The organism is Streptomyces sp. NPDC046465, from assembly GCF_040646035.1.
Taxonomy (GTDB): domain Bacteria; phylum Actinomycetota; class Actinomycetes; order Streptomycetales; family Streptomycetaceae; genus Streptomyces.
Window position 1 is genome coordinate 15,844 of sequence record NZ_JBEYZK010000038.1, and the last position, 18,843, is coordinate 34,686.

General features: G+C 67.0%; 20 protein-coding genes and 1 tRNA gene. 11 read left to right on the forward strand and 10 right to left on the reverse strand.

Features of this window, described 5'->3' with window-relative positions:
• Nucleotides 1-113: 113 nt before the first annotated feature.
• On the forward strand, nucleotides 114-527 hold the full coding sequence (locus tag ABZ953_RS36765) for a hypothetical protein (RefSeq protein ID WP_361733407.1): 414 nt from the start codon (nucleotides 114-116) through the stop codon (nucleotides 525-527).
• Between the two features lie 157 nt (nucleotides 528-684).
• On the opposite strand, the gene ABZ953_RS36770 is transcribed toward ABZ953_RS36765, so the two are convergent.
• The gene (locus ABZ953_RS36770; protein WP_361733409.1) at nucleotides 685-888 is read right to left on the reverse strand and encodes a hypothetical protein; all 204 of its coding nucleotides are present in this window, start codon (nucleotides 886-888) and stop codon (nucleotides 685-687) included.
• A gap of 523 nt (nucleotides 889-1,411) precedes the next feature.
• Between ABZ953_RS36770 and ABZ953_RS36775 the strand changes: the two genes are divergently transcribed.
• The 5 genes from ABZ953_RS36775 (at nucleotide 1,412) to ABZ953_RS36795 (ending at nucleotide 7,158) form a co-directional block, all read left to right on the forward strand.
• Nucleotides 1,412-2,665 (forward strand): branched-chain amino acid ABC transporter substrate-binding protein, encoded by a 1,254-nt coding sequence (locus tag ABZ953_RS36775; RefSeq protein ID WP_361733411.1) that lies wholly within the window; start codon nucleotides 1,412-1,414, stop codon nucleotides 2,663-2,665.
• Nucleotides 2,666-2,829: 164 nt separating this feature from the next.
• Nucleotides 2,830-3,759: a branched-chain amino acid ABC transporter permease gene (locus tag ABZ953_RS36780; protein ID WP_361733413.1), complete on the forward strand. Its 930-nt coding sequence runs from the start codon at nucleotides 2,830-2,832 to the stop codon at nucleotides 3,757-3,759.
• A 5-nt stretch (nucleotides 3,760-3,764) separates the two neighbouring features.
• Nucleotides 3,765-5,618 carry a branched-chain amino acid ABC transporter permease gene (locus ABZ953_RS36785; RefSeq protein ID WP_361733415.1) on the forward strand — a complete coding sequence of 618 codons (1,854 nt, stop codon included), beginning with the start codon at nucleotides 3,765-3,767 and terminating at the stop codon, nucleotides 5,616-5,618.
• A gap of 2 nt (nucleotides 5,619-5,620) precedes the next feature.
• Nucleotides 5,621-6,445, forward strand: a complete 825-nt coding sequence (locus ABZ953_RS36790) for an ABC transporter ATP-binding protein (RefSeq protein ID WP_361733417.1) — start codon at nucleotides 5,621-5,623, stop codon at nucleotides 6,443-6,445.
• The gene (locus ABZ953_RS36795) at nucleotides 6,442-7,158 is read left to right on the forward strand and encodes an ABC transporter ATP-binding protein (RefSeq protein ID WP_361733419.1); all 717 of its coding nucleotides are present in this window, start codon (nucleotides 6,442-6,444) and stop codon (nucleotides 7,156-7,158) included. The genes ABZ953_RS36790 and ABZ953_RS36795 overlap by 4 nt, the downstream gene beginning before the upstream one ends.
• 83 nt (nucleotides 7,159-7,241) lie before the next feature.
• On the opposite strand, the gene ABZ953_RS36800 is transcribed toward ABZ953_RS36795, so the two are convergent.
• Nucleotides 7,242-7,898 (reverse strand): response regulator, encoded by a 657-nt coding sequence (locus tag ABZ953_RS36800; protein ID WP_361733420.1) that lies wholly within the window; start codon nucleotides 7,896-7,898, stop codon nucleotides 7,242-7,244.
• A gap of 93 nt (nucleotides 7,899-7,991) precedes the next feature.
• Between ABZ953_RS36800 and ABZ953_RS36805 the strand changes: the two genes are divergently transcribed.
• Nucleotides 7,992-8,074 (forward strand) — tRNA-Leu (locus ABZ953_RS36805).
• Nucleotides 8,075-8,157: 83 nt separating this feature from the next.
• Nucleotides 8,158-8,946, forward strand: coding sequence for a helix-turn-helix domain-containing protein (locus tag ABZ953_RS36810; protein ID WP_361733422.1), 789 nt, complete (start codon nucleotides 8,158-8,160; stop codon nucleotides 8,944-8,946).
• 8 nt (nucleotides 8,947-8,954) lie between these two features.
• Here the strand turns inward: ABZ953_RS36810 and pyk are convergent, their stop codons facing one another.
• From pyk to ABZ953_RS36840, 6 genes are all read right to left on the reverse strand, one after another.
• Complete coding sequence (gene pyk / locus ABZ953_RS36815) at nucleotides 8,955-10,391, reverse strand: pyruvate kinase (protein WP_361733424.1); 1,437 nt, start codon at nucleotides 10,389-10,391, stop codon at nucleotides 8,955-8,957.
• A 153-nt stretch (nucleotides 10,392-10,544) separates the two neighbouring features.
• The gene (locus tag ABZ953_RS36820) at nucleotides 10,545-10,850 is read right to left on the reverse strand and encodes a hypothetical protein (protein ID WP_361733426.1); all 306 of its coding nucleotides are present in this window, start codon (nucleotides 10,848-10,850) and stop codon (nucleotides 10,545-10,547) included.
• Nucleotides 10,843-11,001 carry a hypothetical protein gene (locus tag ABZ953_RS36825; RefSeq protein ID WP_361733428.1) on the reverse strand — a complete coding sequence of 53 codons (159 nt, stop codon included), beginning with the start codon at nucleotides 10,999-11,001 and terminating at the stop codon, nucleotides 10,843-10,845. Before ABZ953_RS36825 ends, ABZ953_RS36820 begins: the two co-directional genes overlap by 8 nt.
• A gap of 127 nt (nucleotides 11,002-11,128) precedes the next feature.
• Nucleotides 11,129-11,761: a hypothetical protein gene (locus ABZ953_RS36830; protein WP_361733430.1), complete on the reverse strand. Its 633-nt coding sequence runs from the start codon at nucleotides 11,759-11,761 to the stop codon at nucleotides 11,129-11,131.
• Nucleotides 11,762-11,766: 5 nt separating this feature from the next.
• Nucleotides 11,767-12,285: a sigma-70 family RNA polymerase sigma factor gene (locus ABZ953_RS36835; RefSeq protein ID WP_361733432.1), complete on the reverse strand. Its 519-nt coding sequence runs from the start codon at nucleotides 12,283-12,285 to the stop codon at nucleotides 11,767-11,769.
• A 376-nt stretch (nucleotides 12,286-12,661) separates the two neighbouring features.
• Nucleotides 12,662-13,522, reverse strand: coding sequence for a helix-turn-helix transcriptional regulator (locus ABZ953_RS36840; RefSeq protein WP_361733434.1), 861 nt, complete (start codon nucleotides 13,520-13,522; stop codon nucleotides 12,662-12,664).
• Between the two features lie 107 nt (nucleotides 13,523-13,629).
• On the opposite strand from ABZ953_RS36840, the gene ABZ953_RS36845 reads away from it, so the two are divergent.
• Complete coding sequence (locus tag ABZ953_RS36845; protein ID WP_361733436.1) at nucleotides 13,630-14,451, forward strand: glucose 1-dehydrogenase; 822 nt, start codon at nucleotides 13,630-13,632, stop codon at nucleotides 14,449-14,451.
• A gap of 25 nt (nucleotides 14,452-14,476) precedes the next feature.
• Here the strand turns inward: ABZ953_RS36845 and ABZ953_RS36850 are convergent, their stop codons facing one another.
• Nucleotides 14,477-15,187, reverse strand: coding sequence for an SIMPL domain-containing protein (locus tag ABZ953_RS36850; RefSeq protein ID WP_361733438.1), 711 nt, complete (start codon nucleotides 15,185-15,187; stop codon nucleotides 14,477-14,479).
• A 130-nt stretch (nucleotides 15,188-15,317) separates the two neighbouring features.
• Between ABZ953_RS36850 and ABZ953_RS36855 the strand changes: the two genes are divergently transcribed.
• Nucleotides 15,318-17,123, forward strand: coding sequence for a 5'-nucleotidase C-terminal domain-containing protein (locus ABZ953_RS36855; protein WP_361733459.1), 1,806 nt, complete (start codon nucleotides 15,318-15,320; stop codon nucleotides 17,121-17,123).
• A gap of 39 nt (nucleotides 17,124-17,162) precedes the next feature.
• Here ABZ953_RS36855 and ABZ953_RS36860 read toward each other — a convergent pair whose 3' ends face one another.
• On the reverse strand, nucleotides 17,163-18,344 hold the full coding sequence (locus ABZ953_RS36860; protein WP_361733440.1) for a GDSL-type esterase/lipase family protein: 1,182 nt from the start codon (nucleotides 18,342-18,344) through the stop codon (nucleotides 17,163-17,165).
• Nucleotides 18,345-18,447: 103 nt separating this feature from the next.
• Between ABZ953_RS36860 and ABZ953_RS36865 the strand changes: the two genes are divergently transcribed.
• Nucleotides 18,448-18,834, forward strand: coding sequence for a hypothetical protein (locus ABZ953_RS36865; RefSeq protein WP_361733442.1), 387 nt, complete (start codon nucleotides 18,448-18,450; stop codon nucleotides 18,832-18,834).
• Nucleotides 18,835-18,843: the final 9 nt, after the last annotated feature.

The following is an 18,843-nucleotide window of genomic DNA, read 5'->3' on the forward strand; positions in this document are numbered from 1 at the left end:
CGGACCGCCCCCGCCCGCGCGGGGGCGGGGGCAGGGGCGGAAGCGGGGGCGCGCGGCCCGTAAGGCCCGCCCAGCTCATTGTCGGAGCGGCCGCTCCGCACTAGCGTCTCCACATGAGGCACCGGATATCGCTCTGTGCGCTCGCCCTCACCGCCGCCCTCACCGCCGGATGCGGAAGCTCCGGCTCCGGCTCCGGCTCCGACGACGGTCCCGACGCCACCCTCCGTACCCCGCACACCTCGCACCCCTCCGCAGGGACCACACCGCCCGCCCGCCTCTGCGCCACGGTCATCACCAAGTGGGCGCGGCAGATCTACGACTCGGGCGACACGGGCTACGGCGACTACCAGTCGATGGGTCTCTCCAACGGGCAGTACATGATCCTGCGCGACATCCTGGACGCCGCACGCACCGAACGCAGACGGGAAACAGACGCCGCAGGGCGGGAGTTGATCGCCCGCCAGGCGCGGGCGAAGTGCGCCGAACGCTATCGGCACGGCGGTCCGAGCGGCGGGCCGTGGGTGTGAACGCCATCGGACCGGTCGAGCCGGGCGAGGACACCTACGACCACGAGCGGGCCCTGCCGCACCCGGTGGCCCGCACCGCGCCGCACCGGCTGCGCCACCGCCGTACGACGCTCGCCGCCTGCGCGGCCGCGCTCGCGGGCGCCGCCGGACTCACCCTCTATCTGACCCGTCCGGAACCGCCGCCCGCGCCGCCCCCGCCCTGGCCGTCGCAGAGCGTGGCGGTGACGTACGCGGGCGGCATGTCGCATCCACGGGCCGGGGACCGGAACTTCACCTTCAGCGTCACGTTCGCGCAGGAGTCGGGTCCGGCGGCGACCGTCCGGCGGGTCTCCCAGCCGTCAGCGGCCCTTTCGGTCAGCACCTCCCCTCCCGCCCCTTTCACGGTTAAATCGGGATCACCCCGGAAGTTGATCATTACGATGCACATTCGCGAATGCGGAGAAGTGCCCCGGAATGCCAGCCTCCCTTTTCTGGAGGTGACTCTGCGTAATGTGCGCGCAAACGAGAGGCAGAGTTACATCCTGGGTCCGGAATACGCGAATGATCTTTCCGGGGCTCTCGACGCCGCATGCCCACGAACACCACTGTCATGAGTAAAAGGACTTTACAGTCCTGGAAGTTCCGCCGGAGATTCTCAGCATGCGGATCCACCGAGATCCACCGAACAAGGCCATATTCAGCCTCAACCGCCCCCCGCGTTCCAGCCCGGAATACTCCGTGGCATAACAAGAGCGTCACAGCCTTGGTCCGACCACTCCACCAGGAACAAAGCCGCCCTTAGAGTCACGGCCAGTCACCGCGCCCACCGGATTCCTGTCAGTTCGGTTCCGCGCTCGACTCGGCATCCCAACAAGGGACAGCCGTGCCAGGGGAAAGGACTGATCGTGCGTCAACGTTCGCTCATAGCCATCACCGCTGCACTCACCGCGGGGGCTCTCACCCTCACCGCCTGTGGCTCGCGCGACGACAAGGACGACGGAAACGAGGCCGGTGGGGGCGGCACCACCGTGGTCATCGGCGTCGACGCGCCACTGACCGGTGAACTCTCCGCACTGGGCCTCGGCATCCGCAACTCCGTCGACCTCGCCACCAAACAGGCCAACGAGAAGAAGTACGTCGACGGAGTCACGTTCAAGATCCAGGCCCTCGACGACCAGGGCCAGCCCTCGTCCGGCCAGACGAACGCCACCAAGTTCGTCGCCGACAAGAGCGTCCTCGGAGCCGTCGGCCCCCTGAACTCCTCCGTCGCCGAATCCATGCAGAAGGTCTTCGACGACGCCAAACTCATCCAGGTCTCCCCCGCCAACACCAACCCCGCCCTCACCCAGGGCCCGGACTGGAACGGCGGCAAGAAGGCGCGACCCTACAAGTCCTACTTCCGCACGGCCACCACCGACGCGATCCAAGGGCCCTTCGCCGCCCAGTACCTGTACAACAAGGCCAAGAAGAAGAAGGTCTTCGTCGTCGACGACAAGAAGACCTACGGCGCCGGACTCGCCGCCACCTTCAAGGACGAGTTCACCAAGCTCGGCGGCAAAGTCGTCGGCACCGAACACATCAACCCCGACACCAAGGACTTCGGCGCCGTCGCCACCAAGATCCGCAATTCCGACGCGGACCTCGTCTACTACGGCGGCGAATACCCCCAGGCCGGACCCCTCAGCAAGCAGATGAAGCAGGCCGGCTCCAAAGCCCCCCTCGTCGGCGGCGACGGCATCTACAGCGCCGACTTCATCAAGCTCTCCGGCAAACAGGGCATCGGCGACTACGCCACCTCCGTCGGCCAGCCCGTCGAAGAACTCCCCTCCGCCAAGGAATTCATCGCCAACTACAAGAAGGCCGGCTTCAAGGAAGCCTACGAAGCCTACGGCGGCTACTCCTACGACAGCGCCTGGGCCATCATCGAAGCCGTCAAGAAGATCGTCGACGACAACGACGGCAAACTGCCCGACGACGCCCGCACCAAGGTCATCGACGCCATGAAGGACGTCTCCTTCGACGGCGTCACCGGCAAGGTCTCCTTCGACCAGTACGGCGACGCGACCAACAAGCAGCTCACCGTCTACCAGGTCAAGTCGACCGACCCCAAGACCGGCTGGAAGCCCGTCGAGTCCGGCACCTACGCCGGATCCAACTGACGCACGACCCGCAGCCCACGACAGACCGCGCGGGGCGCTCACACACCAGCGCCCCGCGCGGCGTCGCATCCGTCGCACCCGTCACCAGGAGCGTGCGACCGCGCGCAGGCCGCTGAGCCACCGCGAAACGGTCGTACGACATCGAAAGACTCGGAGGACCTGCGGTGCACGAACTGCCGCAACAGCTGGTCAACGGCCTGCTATTGGGATCCATGTACGGCCTGATCGCCATCGGCTACACAATGGTCTACGGCATCGTCCAGCTCATCAACTTCGCCCACGGCGAGATCTTCATGACCGGCGGATTCGGTGCCCTCACGGTCTGGCTCTGGCTCCCCGACGGCACCAGCATGTGGGCCGCCACACCCCTCATGCTCATAGGCGCCATCTTCGTCTCCACCACCATCGCCGTCGGAGCCGAACGCTTCGCCTACCGCCCCCTGCGCGAAGCACCCCGCCTCGCCCCCCTCATCACCGCCATCGGCCTCTCCCTCGCCCTCCAGCAAGCCGTCTGGGCCTGGTACCCCGAAGCAAAATCCGCCCGCTCCTTCCCCGAACTGCCCGGCGGCTCCATCCACATCGGCTCCGTCACCATGCAACCCGGCGACATCTTCCTGCTCGTCGCCGCACCCATCTGCATGGTCGCCCTCGGCTACTTCGTCATGAAGACCCGCATCGGCCGCGGCATGCAAGCCACCGCACAAGACCCCGACACCGCCAAACTCATGGGGATCAACACCGACCGCGTCATCGTCGTCGCCTTCGCCATCGGCGCCGCCTTCGCCGGCATCGCAGCAGTCGCCCGCGGCCTCAAATACGGCCAGATCGACTTCCGCATGGGCTTCATCCTCGGCCTCAAAGCCTTCACCGCAGCCGTACTCGGCGGCATCGGCAACATCTACGGCGCCATGATCGGCGGCGTCGTCCTCGGCCTCGCCGAATCCATGGCCACCGCCTACATCAACGACGTCCCCGGCATGGACAAACTCGGCGGCCAGTCCTGGGCCGACGTCTGGGCGTTCGTACTCCTCATCATCGTCCTCCTCGTCAGGCCCCAAGGCCTGCTCGGCGAGCGCGTCGCGGACAGGGCGTGACAACCATGACCACACACACCACACCGGCCGACGGCCCCCGCCCGCAGACCCCCGGCAAGGACAAGCCCCACACCGGGCTCATCCCCCTCCCCGCCGGCCCCGCCCGCGCACTCGCCACCGGCGGCGGCATCCTCACCGTCATCTCCGCATTCCTCGCCTGGACCTGGACCGCCACATTCCCCGGCGACCTCACCGTCTACGGCTACCCCGGCGGACTCCAATGGCTCGTCCTCATCGCCGGCGCCCTCACCACCCTCTACGGACTCGCCTCCTACGGCACCAAAGGCCTCCGCGCCCTCGCCCCCGCCGGAGCCGACGCCGCCCTCAAATACGCCGCCGTCGCCGCCTTCGCCACCGCCTGGTACACCCTCTACGCCATCAGCAAAAAACTCGGCGGCCTCGCCAACCTCGAACCCGGCGGCTGGATCGCCGCCATCGCCACCCTCGCCGCCCTCACCGGCGCCCTCGCCCTGCCCTTCCAACGACCGCACACCTACCCGGTCGACGACGAAGACAGCACCTGGGAACAGTACAAACACCGCGCCCGCAACGGCCGCATCATCATCAAGGGCGCCTTCGCCGCAGACACCCCCGCCCCGCCCCGCAAACTCAACTCATACCTCGAAATCCTCATCATCATCACGGCCCTCGCCACCGGCCTGCTCGTCTTCACCTACGGCATCGGCACCGAATACGACGAACTCTTCATCGGATTCCTCATCACCGTCGGCTTCGGCTTCGCCGCACTCGCCAAAGCAGGACTCGTCGCACAAATCTCCACCTACACCGCACGCCACCGCAACATCACCCTCATCGGCGCCTTCCTCGCCGCCGCAGCCTTCCCCTTCACACAAAGCGACGACCAATACGCCACCATCGGCGTCTACATCCTCATCTTCGCCACCGTCGCCCTCGGCCTGAACATCGTCGTCGGACTCGCAGGACTCCTCGACCTCGGATACGTCGCCTTCCTCGGCGTCGGCGCCTACGCCGCATCCATGGTCTCCGGAACCCCCTCCTCCCCCTTCGACATCCACCTCCCCTTCTGGGGAGCCATCCTCGTCGGCGCCGGCGCATCCCTCGTCTTCGGCGTCCTCATCGGCGCCCCCACCCTCCGCCTCCGCGGCGACTACCTCGCCATCGTCACCCTCGGCTTCGGAGAGATCTTCCGCCTCGCCGCCAACAACAGCGACGGCTCCTCAGGACCCGACATCACCAACGGGTCCAACGGCATCTCCTCCATCCCCAACCTGGAAATCCTCGGCTTCGACTTCGGCGTGGAACACAGCATCCTCGGCCAGACCATCGGCCGCTTCGCCAACTACTTCTTCCTGATGCTGCTCATCACCCTCGTCGTCGTCCTCGTCTTCCGACGCAGCGGAGACTCCCGCATCGGACGCGCCTGGGTCGCCATCCGCGAAGACGAAACCGCGGCACTCGCCATGGGCATCAACGGCTTCCGCGTCAAACTCACCGCCTTCGCCCTCGGCGCCTCACTCGCAGGCCTCGCCGGCACCGTGCAAGCCCACGTCACCTACACCGTCACCCCCGAGCAATACCAATTCGCCAACTCCGTACCACCCAACTCCGCCTTCCTGCTCGCCGCCGTCGTCCTCGGCGGCATGGGCACCATCAGCGGACCCCTCGTCGGCGCCTCACTGCTCTACCTCATCCCCAACAAACTCCAATTCCTCGGCGACTACCAGCTCTTCGCCTTCGGACTCGCCCTCGCACTCCTCATGCGCTTCCGCCCCGAAGGCCTCATCCCCAACCGCCGCCGCCAACTCGAATTCCACGAAGCCGACCTCAGCCCCGGCGAGACGCCGCCACCCGCAGCCCTCAGCAAGACAGGGGTCTGACCATGACCACCGACATGACCAAAGAGGACCGCACCCCCGCCACCCCGGCAGGACAGACCGTCCTCGACGCCCGCGGCGTCACCATGCGCTTCGGCGGCCTCACCGCCGTACGCAACGTCGACCTCACCGTCAACAGCGGCGAAATCGTCGGACTCATCGGCCCCAACGGCGCAGGCAAAACCACCTTCTTCAACTGCCTCACCGGGCTCTACATCCCCACCGAAGGCGAAGTCCGCTACAAGGGCACCGTCCTGCCCTCCAAGTCCTTCAAAGTCACCGCAGCAGGCATCGCCCGCACGTTCCAGAACATCCGCCTCTTCGCCAACATGACGGTCCTCGAAAACGTCCTCGTCGGCCGCCACACCCGCACCAAAGAAGGCCTCTGGTCAGCACTCCTGCGCGGACCCGGATTCCACAAGGCCGAAGCAGCCTCCAAAGCACGCGCCATGGAACTCCTCGAATTCGTCGGCCTCGCCGCAAAAGCCGAACACCTCTCCCGCAACCTCCCCTACGGAGAACAACGCAAGCTGGAAATCGCCCGCGCCCTCGCCAGCGAACCCGGCCTCCTCCTGCTCGACGAACCCACCGCCGGCATGAACCCCCAAGAAACCCGCGCCACCGAAGAACTCGTCTTCGCCATCCGGGACATGGGAATCGCCGTCCTCGTCATCGAGCACGACATGCGCTTCATCTTCAACCTCTGCGACCGCGTCGCCGTCCTCGTCCAAGGCGAAAAACTCGTCGAAGGCACCAGCGAAACCGTGCAACAGGACGACCGCGTCATCGCCGCCTACCTCGGCGAGCCCTTCGAGGAGAACAACAAATGACCGCACTCCTTGAGGTCGAGGACCTCCGCGTCGCCTACGGAAAAATCGAAGCCGTCAAAGGCATCAGCTTCAAAGTCGACGCAGGAGAAGTCGTCACCCTCATCGGCACGAACGGCGCGGGCAAGACGACGACGCTCCGCACGCTCTCAGGCCTGCTGAAACCAGTAGGCGGCTCCATCAAATTCAACGGAAAACCGCTCCGCAAATACCGCGCCGACCAAATCGTCGCCCAAGGCCTCGCCCACTCCCCCGAAGGCCGCCACATCTTCCCCCGCATGACCATCGAGAACAACCTCCGCCTCGGCGCCTACCTCCGCTCCGACAAAGCAGCCATCGAAAAGGACATCAAGCGCGTCTACGAACTCTTCCCGATCCTCGGCGAACGAAAGAAGCAAGCCGCGGGCACGCTGTCGGGCGGCGAACAGCAGATGCTCGCCATGGGCCGCGCCCTCATGTCCCAGCCGAAACTGCTCATGCTCGACGAACCCTCCATGGGCCTCTCCCCGATCATGATGCAGAAAATCATGGCGACCATCGCCGAGCTCAAGGCGAACGGCACGACGATCCTCCTCGTCGAACAGAACGCCCAAGCGGCGCTCTCCCTCGCCGACCACGGCCACGTCATGGAAGTCGGCAAGATCGTCCTCTCCGGAACGGGCGGCGACCTCCTCCACGACGAGTCCGTACGCAAGGCGTACCTGGGCGAGGACTGAGCCCCTGCCCTCCCCCGCATACGAGGAGGCCCGCACCCCTGGCTGGGGGTGCGGGCCTCCTCGTACGTCCACTCCGGTCCGGGCTAGCCCTTGGACGCCTTCTTCTCCTCGGCGTCCTCGATGACCGCCTCCGCGACCTGCTGCATCGACAACCGCCGGTCCATCGACGTCTTCTGGATCCACCGGAACGCGGCGGGCTCCGTCAGGCCGTACTCCGTCTGCAGAATCGACTTCGCCCGGTCCACGAGCTTCCGCGTCTCCAGACGCTGCGAGAGGTCGGCGACCTCCTTCTCCAGCGTCTTCAGCTCCGTGAAGCGCGAGACGGCCATCTCGATCGCCGGGACGACGTCCGTCTTGCTGAAGGGCTTCACCAGGTACGCCATCGCGCCTGCGTCCCGCGCGCGCTCGACGAGGTCGCGCTGCGAGAACGCGGTCAGCATCAGTACGGGGGCGATGGACTCCTCGGCGATCTTCTCGGCCGCGGAGATGCCGTCCATGACGGGCATCTTCACGTCCAGGATCACCAGGTCCGGCTGGTGCTCGCGGGCCAGCTCGACGGCCGTCTGACCGTCACCGGCCTCACCCACGACGCTGTAGCCCTCTTCCTCGAGCATCTCTTTGAGGTCGAGCCGGATCAGGGCCTCGTCCTCGGCGATGACGACGCGGGTCGTCAGCGGAGGCACGTGCGACTTGTCGTCGTCGGACGCGTCGGTGGGCTGGGGCGACTCGGGGGCGGTCACGGGGGGCTCCTCGTTCATGGCAGGTGCGCTGCCCTAGCAGGGTACCTAGCTGCAATGGTCGCCGGTGACCCGGTACACTTCCGGCAGCGCCTGGCCGGGTTGGTGGAACGGTATACACGGAGGTCTCAAACACCTCTGCCTGAGAGGGCTTGCGGGTTCGAATCCCGCACCCGGCACCGCCGAAAAGCGGAGGTCCACATTCGCGTGGATCTCCGCTTTTTGCTACGTGCAGCCACGTTCCGTTGCACAGAGTGGCCGTATGAACTTCCACGGCACAGAGGTGCGACAGAAGGCGCTCACGCTGCTGCGCGGCGGAGCGAAAAACGCTTGGGTCGCGCGTGAGCTGAACGTGCCACTCGGCACCATCGGCTACTGGAAGCACATGGACCGAGCCAAACGCGGAGAATGTCCCGGGGGACACGATCCGAAATGTCCACGCTGCGATGGCCGCGAGCTCGACGAAGGCGCGTACTCGTACCTCCTGGGCCTCTATCTCGGCGACGGACACATCATCCGGTACTCCGCCCACCGCGTCCCGAGCCTGATGATCGCCTGCGCCGAGGCATGGCCGGGGCTCATGGACCTCTGTGAAGAGGCGATGCGCGCGGTGTTCCCCGACAACTCGGTCTGTCGCGTCCGCAGGACCGGCTGTCGGAGCGTGAAGGTCTACTCGAAACACCTTTGGTGCATGTTCCCCCAGCACGGCCCCGGCAAGAAGCACAACCGCAAGATCGCCCTCGAACCTTGGCAGCAAGAGATCGTCGACGCCCACCCGTGGGGGTTCATCCGTGGACTCATCCACTCCGACGGCTGCCGCATCACCAACTGGACGACCCGGATGGTCGCCGGTGAGCGCAAGCGGTACGAGTACCCGCGGTACTTCTTCACCAACAAGTCCGACGACATTCGGAAGCTCTTTACCGAGACCTTGACCGGGGTCGGCGTCGGGTGGACCGTATTGGCCCGCGGCAGTGACCCCTTCAACATCTCCGTGGCCCGCAAAGCCTCCGTCGCCCTCATGGACGCCCACATCGGCCCCAAATACTGACCCGACCCCTACTCCGGGCTGTCGTCCTCGCCGATGTGGTGGATGCGGACGAGGTTCGTCGAGCCGGGGACTCCGGGTGGGGAGCCTGCCGTGATGACGACGATGTCGCCCTTCTCGCAGCGGCCGATCTTGAGGAGCAGCTCGTCGACCTGGTCGACCATCGCGTCGGTGGAGTCGACGTGCGGGCCCAGGAGGGTCTCGACGCCCCACGTGAGATTGAGCTGGGAGCGTGTCGACTTGTCGGGGGTGAAGGCGAGGAGTGGGATGGGTGAGCGGTAGCGGGAGAGGCGGCGGACCGTGTCGCCGGACTGGGTGAAGGCGACGAGGAATTTGGCGCCGAGGAAGTCGCCCATTTCGGCGGCGGCTCGGGCGACGGCGCCGCCCTGGGTGCGGGGTTTGCTGCGTTCGGTGAGCGGGGGCAGGCCTTTGGCGAGGATGTCTTCCTCTGCCGCTTCGACGATGCGGCCCATCGTTTTGACCGTCTCGATGGGGTACTTGCCGACGCTGGTCTCGCCGGAGAGCATCACGGCGTCCGTGCCGTCGATGACCGCGTTGGCGACGTCGCTCGCTTCGGCCCTGGTGGGGCGGGAGTTGTCGATCATCGAGTCGAGCATCTGGGTGGCGACGATGACCGGCTTGGCGTTGCGCTTGGCGAGTTTGATGGCGCGCTTCTGGACGATCGGGACTTGTTCGAGGGGCATTTCGACGCCGAGGTCGCCGCGGGCGACCATGATGCCGTCGAAGGCGGCGACGATGTCTTCGATGTTGTCGACGGCCTGGGGCTTTTCGACTTTGGCGATGACGGGGAGGCGGTGGCCTTCTTCTTCCATGATGCGGTGGACGTCTTCGATGTCGCGTCCGCTGCGTACGAAGGAGAGGGCGATGACGTCGAATCCTGTATGCAGCGCCCAGCGGAGGTCTGCTTCGTCCTTGTCGGAGAGGGCGGGGACGGAGACGGCGACGCCGGGGAGGTTGAGGCCTTTGTGGTCGGAGACCATGCCGCCTTCGATGACGGTGGTGGTGATGCGGGGGCCTTCGACCGCGGTGACTTCGAGGGTCACTTTGCCGTCGTCGACGAGGATGAGTTCGCCGGTGGCGACGTCGTCGGCGAGGCCGCTGTAGGTGGTGCCGCAGAGTTGGCGGTCGCCTTCTACGCCGTTTTCGACGGTGATGGTGAACTCGTCGCCGCGTTCAAGGAGTACGGGTCCTTCGCGGAAGCGGCCGAGGCGGATCTTCGGGCCTTGAAGGTCGGCGAGGACCCCGACGCTGCGGCCGGTCTCGTCGGAGGCCTTTCGCACGCGCTGGTAGCGCTCCTCGTGCTCGGCGTGGGTGCCGTGGCTGAGGTTGAAGCGGGCGACGTCCATTCCGGCTTCGACCAGTGCCTTGATCTGGTCGTAGGAGTCGGTGGCGGGTCCCAGGGTGCAGACGATTTTTGCTCGGCGCATGGTTCGACCCTAGGCCTTACCGGTCGGTAGAGAATTGGTCGGGGGTGACTACTCAACAACCTTTGCGTGAAAGGTTATTGACAAGTGTTGAATTGTGCGGGGGGCCGCTCCAATGAGCGGCTCCCGTCCTCCTGTCGGCGCGAAACCGGTGGTTCACGAGCGGGCGATGTCGTCGAGGTGGGTGTCGAGTTCGGCGAGGCCGGGGTGGTCGAGGAGCTGGTCGAGGGTGCGTTGTCGCATCTCGGCGGAGTAGGCCGCGGTGACCTGCTGGGGTGTGACGTCGAGGGTGTGTGCCAGGTGGGTGGCCTGTTCGGGGGTGAGTCCCGCGTCGAGGGCGACGGCGGCGGTGACGACGATGCGGATGTGGGCTTCGGCGTCGTCGGTGTCGTGTCCTGCGAGCCGGTATTGGCGGAGCAGCCAGCGGGCGAAGCTGCCCCTGTGGTGGCGGCGGTCAGCCATGCTGCTGGATCCATCGGGCGGCGAGGCTGACGAGGCCGGTGCCGAGGCCGTAGCAGGTGCCGCGCAGGAGGTGGGCGGCTGCGTCCCGGCGGCGGTTCGTGGCCGGTGGGACGCTGGTCGTGCGGATGAGCTTCGGCTTACGCTTCGGCATGGGTGGCCCTCCTGGGGGCGTGCCTGTAGAGGAGCCTGTCGGCGGTCGGTGGCCTAGGAAACCGGATGACCGCCGGTCAGGCTCTTTGCTGTGGGGGGGGCAGTGCTGTGGGATCCGTGCTGTGGGGTCAGTGCTGTTGGGCGCAGTGCTGGAGGCGGTCGGCGATTTCCCGTTCGGGGCGGCAGACGAGGACGGCTTCGGTGTCGTCGCGTGCGGCGAGGCGTGCCACTTCGGCGGTGATGCCGGGTTCGCGGGCGCCGTGGGGCGGGTGGGTCGTGGGGGTGTCGTCGGGGTCGTCGTGGCAGTGCTGGAGTTGGCCGAGCCAGTGGGTGGCTTCGGGGTTTTCGCCGCGTCCGAGGTGGTGGAGGTAGAGGCAGTGGGCGGCGGTGCGGTTTCCGGCGCCGGCGGCGAGTTGCCACCAGAACTGGGCGCTTTCGGGGTGGTCGGCGAGGTGGAGCATGCAGGCGAATACGTGTGCGCCGCCCACGTCGAGGTCTTTGAGTGGTGTGCGGTTGCCGTCGAGGCCGTCTTCGCCGATTTCCTGGGCGAGTCGTTCGATGTGGACGGCTGCGCCGCTCTGGTCGAGTGTTCCGCGTACGACTGCGGTGAGTTGGCGGCGGGCTTGTGCGACGGGTGGCATTTCTTTGGTGTGGCGTACGTAGCCGGCGTCTTCGGCGAGGCGGCGGAGTCCGGCTGCTACGTCGAACGGGCGTCGTCGGGTGCGTAGTTCTGTGCCGACTTGTGCCAGTAGTGTCTCCATTTTTGTCATTCCCGGTCCCCCTCGGTCTTGATGTGTGAGGCCACGGCGGGCTCCAGCCGCTCCTTCGCCTTGCGGCAGTGGTGGTCGACGGTGCTGGGTGTGACGCCCATGTAGCCGCTGATTCTCTTGGTGTCGTACTGCAGGACGTATCGCAGGACGATGACGTCGAATTGGCGTGGCGGCAGGTTGCTCATGGCCCGGAAGAGGCCGATGTCGCTGGGTAGCAGCGCGAGGCGCTTGCGGAAGGCCTTCAAGGTCTGCGACATGACGACCCGTCGGAGGATCGCCCACATCTGCTGTTGGAGGTCGTTCTCTTCGATCAGTGCGTTCCAGTGCCGCAGGATTTCCAGGAACGCGCGGTGCACCGCGTCTTCGGCAGCGCCGTTGGTGCCGAGTCGCAGCAACGCGTAGGAGTGAAACGCTTCCTGGTTGGCCAGGTAGAGCGTTTCGAATTCCAGCGGCAGTGGCAGCACGGACTCGGCTACCGGGCTGCTGCCGTCCTCCGCGTGGACATCTTCGGTCATGAGTCCTCTTCATGGAGGGCTTGATGCGAAGGGCGATCGTCAACTTGCGTTCCGTCGCCCACTGGTGAGGGTTACTCAACCGCTCGAAGTGGACGAACACGCATGCGTGGAGGAGCGAATATTACGCAGTGATCATTGAACACTGCACAACGTCACCACATACTGACGGGTAACGGAGTGTGACCATAGGGTTCGCCGTTGCACATGGTGCGAGGTCTACGCCAATGCCGGAGGCGTGCGTGACTCAAGTCACACATGACAGCAGCACATGCGGCGCCACCGAACGCCGACGACGACACGTACGAGTGACTCCACCCGAACACCGGGTCAACCCGGTCACCGGGTCACCGGGTCACCGGGTCACCGGGTCACCGGGTCAACCGGGCACGTTCATGCTCTGCGTGCCGATGACCGACAGCAGGCGCATCGCCTCTTCCGACGGCGAGCCGGGCGCGGCGGTGTAGATGACGACGCGCTGGTCCCGGTCGGTGATGTCCAGGACGTCGCAGCGCAGGGTGACCGGGCCGACGAGGGGGTGTTCGAAGGTCTTGCAGAGGGCGGGCCGGTCGGCGACGTCGTGGGCGGCCCAGAGGCGGGCGAACTCATCGCTGCCGGTCAGGAGTTCCTCGACGAGGCCGGTCACTTCCGGGTCGTCGGGGTAGCGGGCGGCGGCGGTGCGCAGGTGCTGGGCGGCGGTCCGGGCGAACTCGTCCGTGTCGGTGACGCCGTAGAGGCGTCGGCCGTGTTGGTAGGGGGCGAGGAAGGCGCGGCGGATGAGGTTGCGGGCGGGGCGGGTGAGGGCGGAGAAGTCCTCCATGAGGGCGGTGGCGAGCGGGTTCCAGGCGATGACCTCGTAGGTGGCCGACAGGACGACCGCTGCGGCTCCGGGCAGTCTCTGCAGCAGGTCGTCGATGCTCTGGCGTACTTCGCGGGACGGTCCTGGGGTCGGTCCGGGCGGGAGGCCGGCCAGGTGGTGGACGTGGTCGCGTTCGACGTCGGTCAGGCGTAGGGCGCGGGTGACCTGGGCGAGGACTTCGCGGGAGGGGTGTGGGGCGCGGGCCTGTTCGAGGCGTGTGTAGTACTCGGTCGAGATGTATGCCAGTTGGGCCACTTCTTCGCGGCGCAGTCCGGGGGTGCGGCGGCGTGGCCCGGCGGGGAGTCCCACGTCGGCGGGGGTGATGCGCTCCCGTCGGCTGCGCAGGAAGTCACCGAGTTCTTGTTGTGCGCGTCGTTCCACTTGATCAGTGTGGACGAGCTGTCCTGTGTGTACGTGCGGTGGGGTGGGCTCAGCCAGGTACTGCTGGTGCCTGGATGATTCAGGTGGCGGGGCGCAGGCTCGGCTTCATGAACAACACGACGAACAACACCCCTGACCACACCCCGCACAACTCCACGTCCACCCCCGGCTCCGGGCTGCTCGCCGAAAAGGTCGCTTTCGTCACGGGTGCCGGTCGTGGCATCGGTGCGGCGGCGGCGCGGCTGTTTGCCGAGGAGGGTGCGCGGGTGCTCCTGGCGGCGCGTACGGAGAGTCAGCTGAAGGCGGTGACGGAGGAGATCCGGGCGGGTGGGGGCAGCGCGGAGTATGTGGTGTGCGATCTGGCCGATCCGGTGAGTGTGCGGGCGGCGGTCGAGCGGTCCGTGGAGGTGTACGGCCGGTTGGACGTGGCGTTCAACAATGGTGCGACGGGGCAGGTGCCGGGGCCGATGGATCAGTTGTCGGAGGCTGATTTCGATCAGGTGTACGCGGTGAACGTGAAGGGTCCGTGGCTGGCGATGTCGGCGCAGGTGGCCGCTATGCGTGCGACGGCGGGGCGCGGGGCCATCGTGAACACGTCCAGTGTCGGCGGTCTGAAGGCCAATCCGCAGTTGCCCGCGTACGGGGCGTCGAAGCGGGCGTTGAACAGCCTTACGGCGGCGGCGGCCGAGACGTATGGCCCTGAGGGCATCAGGGTCAATGCGGTGGCGCCCGGCACGACGCTCACGGAGATGTTGTTGGAGTGGGACGAGAAGGTGCCGGGCACCATCGAGCAGCTGAATGGCCGGACGCCGTTGGGCCGTGCTGCTGAGCCGCGGGAGATCGCGGAGGCTGCCGCGTGGTTGTTGAGCGATCGTGCTTCCTATGTGACCGGGGCGGTGCTGCCGGTGGATGGCGGCATGCTGGCCTGAGCGGGCCCGGTCCAGCCGAGGGGGGCTATCCCAGTCGTGGCGGGTTCATGGTGAACCGGGCGTTGACCTGCGCGTAGACGTGTTGGCGTTGTGGTTCGAGGTCGAGGGGGGCGGCGTCCTCGGTGTGGTCGGGGGCGCCGCCGTACGCGGCGGAGCGCATGGCGCCCGCGGGGCTGCCGTAGCCGTAGGAGGGGGTGGGGTTGTCGGCTCCGATGTCGGCGAGTTCGACGAGGGCGGCGAGGGTGGTGCCGAGGGCTTCGGCGTATTCGCGGGCGCGTTGGACGGCTTCGCGGACGGCTTCCTGGCGGGCGTGGCGGTGGGTGGGTGAGTCGGGGCGCAGGGCCCACCAGGGGCCTTCGACGCGGGTGAGGTCGAGGTCGGCGAGGCGGGTGGTGAGGTCGCCGAGGGCGGTGAAGTCGGATAGTTCGGCGGTGGTGTGGACGCGGCCGTGGTAGGCGCGGATGCGTTCGCCGCGGCCGTGTTTGGTGAGTTCGGGGCTGATGGAGAAGGCGCCGGTCTCCAGGTTCTCGACTTCGTCGCCGTAGGTCTTGATGAGGTCGAGGGCCTCTGTGTTGCGGCGGGTGAGGTCGTTGAGGGCGTCGCGGCGGTCGGTGCCGCGGGCGCTGATGGTGATGCTGATGCGGGCGATCTCGGGGTCGACTTCGAGGTGTGCTTCGCCGCGGACGGCGAGGCGGGGGGCGTCGGGGGTGCCGTAGGGGGTGGGGGTCGTGTCCATGCGGGTCACTCTCGCATCGGGGCGGGGCACCGGACAGTCACCGGATCGAAACCTGGGGGGGGTCTGTTGCGGGGCTGGTGCCCGGGGTCAGAATCTACGCGCGTTACATCGGTCGACTGAGGAGTACGAAATGCCGCTGAACCGCCGGAAGTTCCTGGGTACGTCTGCCGCGTCGGGTGTGGGGGTGGCGCTGGCGGGTGCGGCCGTGGCGCCGGTTGCGGAGGCGGGTGAGTCCGGGCGGGGCGGTCGGCGCGCGAAGCGGTACTCCTTCACCGTGCTCGGCACGACGGATCTGCACGGCAATGTCTTCAACTGGGATTACTTCACGGACAAGGAGTTCGACGACAAGGACCACAACGATGTGGGCCTGGCGAAGATCTCGACGCTGGTGAACGAGGTGCGGAAGGCGAAGGGCCGCCGCAATACCCTCCTCATCGACGCGGGCGACACGATTCAGGGCACGCAGCTCTCGTATTACTACGCCAAGGTTGATCCGATCACCGCTGAGCACGGCCCGGTGCATCCGATGGCGCAGGCGATGAACGCGATCGGTTATGACGCGGCGGCGCTCGGCAATCACGAGTTCAATTACGGCATTCCGGTTCTGCGCAAGTTCGAGGAGCAGTGTGACTTCCCGCTGCTCGGGGCGAACGCGCTGGACGCGAAGACGCAGAAGCCCGCGTTCCCGCCGTACTTCATGAAGCGCCTGCGCACTCCGCACGGCCGTGATGTGAAGGTGGCGGTCCTGGGTCTGACGAACCCGGGCATCGCGATCTGGGACAAGGTGAACGTGCAGGGGAAGATGACGTTTCCGGGCCTTGAGGAGCAGGCCGCGAAGTGGGTGCCGAAGCTGCGTTCGATGGGTGCGGACGTCGTGATCGTGTCGGCGCACTCGGGGTCCAGCGGGACGTCGTCGTACGGGGATCAGCTGCCGTACGTGGAGAACGCGGCGGGTCTGGTGGCGGAGCAGGTGCCGGGGATCGACGCGATCCTGGTCGGGCACGCGCACACGGAGATTCCCGAGTATTTCGTTCAGAACAAGAAGACGGGCAAGCAGGTCGTCCTTTCCGAGCCGTTGAAGTGGGGCCAGCGGCTTACGCTGTTCGACTTCGATCTGGTGTGGGCGAAGGGCCGCTGGACGGTCGAGAAGGCCGGTGCGAAGGTCCTGAACTCCAATACGGCGGTAGAGGACAGGAAGGTCACGCGGCTGCTGGCGGACGAGCACAAGAAGGTCGTCGCGTACGTGAATCAGGTGATCGGTACGTCGACGGCGGCGATGAGCACGGCCGAGGGCCCGTACAAGGATGTCGCCATCATCGATCTGATCAATCTGGTGCAGACGGAGACGGTGGCGGCGGCGCTGAAGGGCGGCGCGTACGCGGCGCTGCCGGTGCTCTCGCAGGGTTCGTGCTTCTCGCGTACGGCGGGGATTCCGGCGGGCGAGGTGACGATCAAGGATGCGGCGGGGCTCTACCCGTTCGAGAACACTCTTGAGGCGCGGCTGCTCACGGGTGCGCAGTTGAAGGAGTACTTGGAGTTCTCGGCGCGGTATTACGTGCGGACGGCGGCGGGTGGTCCGGTCGATCCCGCGAAGCTCACGAATGCCGAGAACATTCCGGACTACAACTATGACGCGGTGCGGGGTGTGACGTACGAGGTGGACATCGCGAAGCCGGTGGGGTCGCGGATCGTGAAGCTGGCTTTCGATGGCAAGGCGATCGATCCGAAGGCGGAGTTCGTTTTTGCGGTGAACAACTACCGGGCGAGTGGTGGCGGGAACTTCCCGCATATCGCGGGCGCCAAGCAGTTGTGGGCGAATTCGGAGGAAATTCGTAACACGATCATCGGTTGGGTGAAGGCGAAGGGGACGGTCGACCCGGGTCAGTTCGCGTCGGTGGACTGGAAGCTGACCCGGGACGGCACGCCGGTGTTCTAGGTTCCGGATCTCTGAGAGCTCTCAGAGCTTTCAGAGTTCTCAGAGTTTCAGGGTGGCCAGGTCCACGGCGTCGGCGAGGGCCTGGGCGCCTGCGTCGTTGACGTGGAGGCCGTCGCCGCTGTCGTAGTCGTCGTGGATCCGGTCGGGGTCGGCGGGGTCGGCGACGGCGGCGGCGAGGTCGGCGTAGGCGTCGAAGGGGCTGTCCGCGCCGCGGATCCAGTCGTTGACCTCGCGGGCGACGGCCAGACCCTCGGGGGTGGAGTAGCCCTCGAAGATCGTGTCCTTGTAGGGGCCGACGGTGGTGGCGATGGCGGTGAGGCCCGCCGCGTGGAGGCGGTCGGCGATGGCGGTGAAGCCTGCGATGAGGTCGGCCGCGGTGGGGATGGGCGCGGGTTCGGGGTAGGCCTCCTGGCCGGGGATGCCGAGGTCGTTGAGGCCGAAGTGGATCAGGACGTGGGTGACGCCGGGTACGTCAAGGGCGTCGCGTTCCAGGCGGGCCAGGGCGTGTTCGCCGATCTCGTCGGTGAGCAGTCGGTTGGCGGACAGGCCCTGGTTCACCACCCAGCCGCTGCTTCCGGCCGCCCTGAGCCGGTCGTTGAGCAGGTCGGGGAAGCGGTGGTCGGTGTCGGGCGTGGAGCCGGTGCCCTCGAACCAGGAGTCTCCGAAGGCGACGGCGATGGCGGTGCCGGTGGGGGCGAGGACGTCGGCGCCGCTGATGAAGTGGCGGGTGGTGAGTTCTTCGAGGCCGTCGGTGCCGTCGAGGGTGGGTGCGGTGAGGGCGTTGCCGGGTACGGCGTAGCCGGTGCGCAGGGGGACGGCGGAGTAGGTGGACAGGCCGGTGTCGTCGGGCAGCCAGAGGCTGAGGGCGAGCTCGTCACCGGTGGTCACGGCGCGCTCGATGGGGTCGGTGACGATGTCTTCGCCGACGGGGACGGTGAAGTCCTCGGCGCCGCCGAAGCGTACGGGCGTGTCGCTTCCCGCGTCGATGCCGCTTCCTTCGGTGCGTCTGGCGAGGCGGGCGCCGCCGATGTGGAGGGGTTCCTTGCCGTAGCGGTTGCTGAGGCGGATGCGCAGGGCGGTGCCGCCGCCGTCGAGGCGGATGATCTGGCGGACGGTCTGTCCGGCGAAGCCGCGGAGTTCGAAGAGGTCGATGCTCTCGTGGGGGCTGACGACGGCGGAGCGGAAGGCGGCGGTCCAGGAGGCTGTGGTGTTGGTGGTCATGGTCGTCCGAACCGATCGGGCGGGGCCGGTATTTCGCCGTGGGGCGCTTTTCGCGAGGGAATATTCGGGGGCGTCACGGCGCTTGGGCGGGGACAATTCCCCCATGAACACTGACCTTGCCGCTGCTCTCGCACCGGTGCTCCGTGATCTGTCGGCCACGTGTGCGGTGCGCCCCGTCGTCCGGGAGGAGCACGATGCGCAGATCGGGGAGTTGGTCATGCTGTACGAGGCGGACGGTTCGGGTGCGGGTCTCGTCGCGCGGTATGGCGCGGAGGGCGCGGAGCTGACGGCGGATTTCGCGGATCAGGCCCAGGACTGGGCGGTCGAGGCGCTGTGTGCGCAGGAGAGGCCCGCCGTGTGGCCCGAGTGCCCCACGCACCCCGACGCGCATCCGCTGGAGGCCGGGGTGGTGCGGGGTGCCGCGGTGTGGTCGTGTCCGCGGACGCGCCGGGTGGTGGCCCCGGTCGGGGAGCTGGGGGCGGTGAGATAGGGCTTGTGC

What these genes read in the sequence shown, in the direction of transcription:
- ABZ953_RS36830 (WP_361733430.1), bottom strand. Translation starts at nt 11,761, where the DNA reads ATGGAGACACTACTGGCACAAGTCGGCACAGAACTACGCACCCGACGA.
- ABZ953_RS36795 (WP_361733419.1), top strand. Translation starts at nt 6,442, where the DNA reads ATGACCGCACTCCTTGAGGTCGAGGACCTCCGCGTCGCCTACGGAAAA.
- ABZ953_RS36865 (WP_361733442.1), top strand. Translation starts at nt 18,448, where the DNA reads ATGAACACTGACCTTGCCGCTGCTCTCGCACCGGTGCTCCGTGATCTG.
- ABZ953_RS36860 (WP_361733440.1), bottom strand. Translation starts at nt 18,344, where the DNA reads ATGACCACCAACACCACAGCCTCCTGGACCGCCGCCTTCCGCTCCGCC.
- ABZ953_RS36855 (WP_361733459.1), top strand. Translation starts at nt 15,318, where the DNA reads ATGCCGCTGAACCGCCGGAAGTTCCTGGGTACGTCTGCCGCGTCGGGT.
- pyk (WP_361733424.1), bottom strand. Translation starts at nt 10,391, where the DNA reads ATGCGCCGAGCAAAAATCGTCTGCACCCTGGGACCCGCCACCGACTCC.
- ABZ953_RS36825 (WP_361733428.1), bottom strand. Translation starts at nt 11,001, where the DNA reads ATGCCGAAGCGTAAGCCGAAGCTCATCCGCACGACCAGCGTCCCACCG.
- ABZ953_RS36820 (WP_361733426.1), bottom strand. Translation starts at nt 10,850, where the DNA reads ATGGCTGACCGCCGCCACCACAGGGGCAGCTTCGCCCGCTGGCTGCTC.
- ABZ953_RS36850 (WP_361733438.1), bottom strand. Translation starts at nt 15,187, where the DNA reads ATGGACACGACCCCCACCCCCTACGGCACCCCCGACGCCCCCCGCCTC.
- ABZ953_RS36835 (WP_361733432.1), bottom strand. Translation starts at nt 12,285, where the DNA reads ATGACCGAAGATGTCCACGCGGAGGACGGCAGCAGCCCGGTAGCCGAG.
- ABZ953_RS36790 (WP_361733417.1), top strand. Translation starts at nt 5,621, where the DNA reads ATGACCACCGACATGACCAAAGAGGACCGCACCCCCGCCACCCCGGCA.
- ABZ953_RS36810 (WP_361733422.1), top strand. Translation starts at nt 8,158, where the DNA reads ATGAACTTCCACGGCACAGAGGTGCGACAGAAGGCGCTCACGCTGCTG.
- ABZ953_RS36785 (WP_361733415.1), top strand. Translation starts at nt 3,765, where the DNA reads ATGACCACACACACCACACCGGCCGACGGCCCCCGCCCGCAGACCCCC.
- ABZ953_RS36845 (WP_361733436.1), top strand. Translation starts at nt 13,630, where the DNA reads ATGAACAACACGACGAACAACACCCCTGACCACACCCCGCACAACTCC.
- ABZ953_RS36765 (WP_361733407.1), top strand. Translation starts at nt 114, where the DNA reads ATGAGGCACCGGATATCGCTCTGTGCGCTCGCCCTCACCGCCGCCCTC.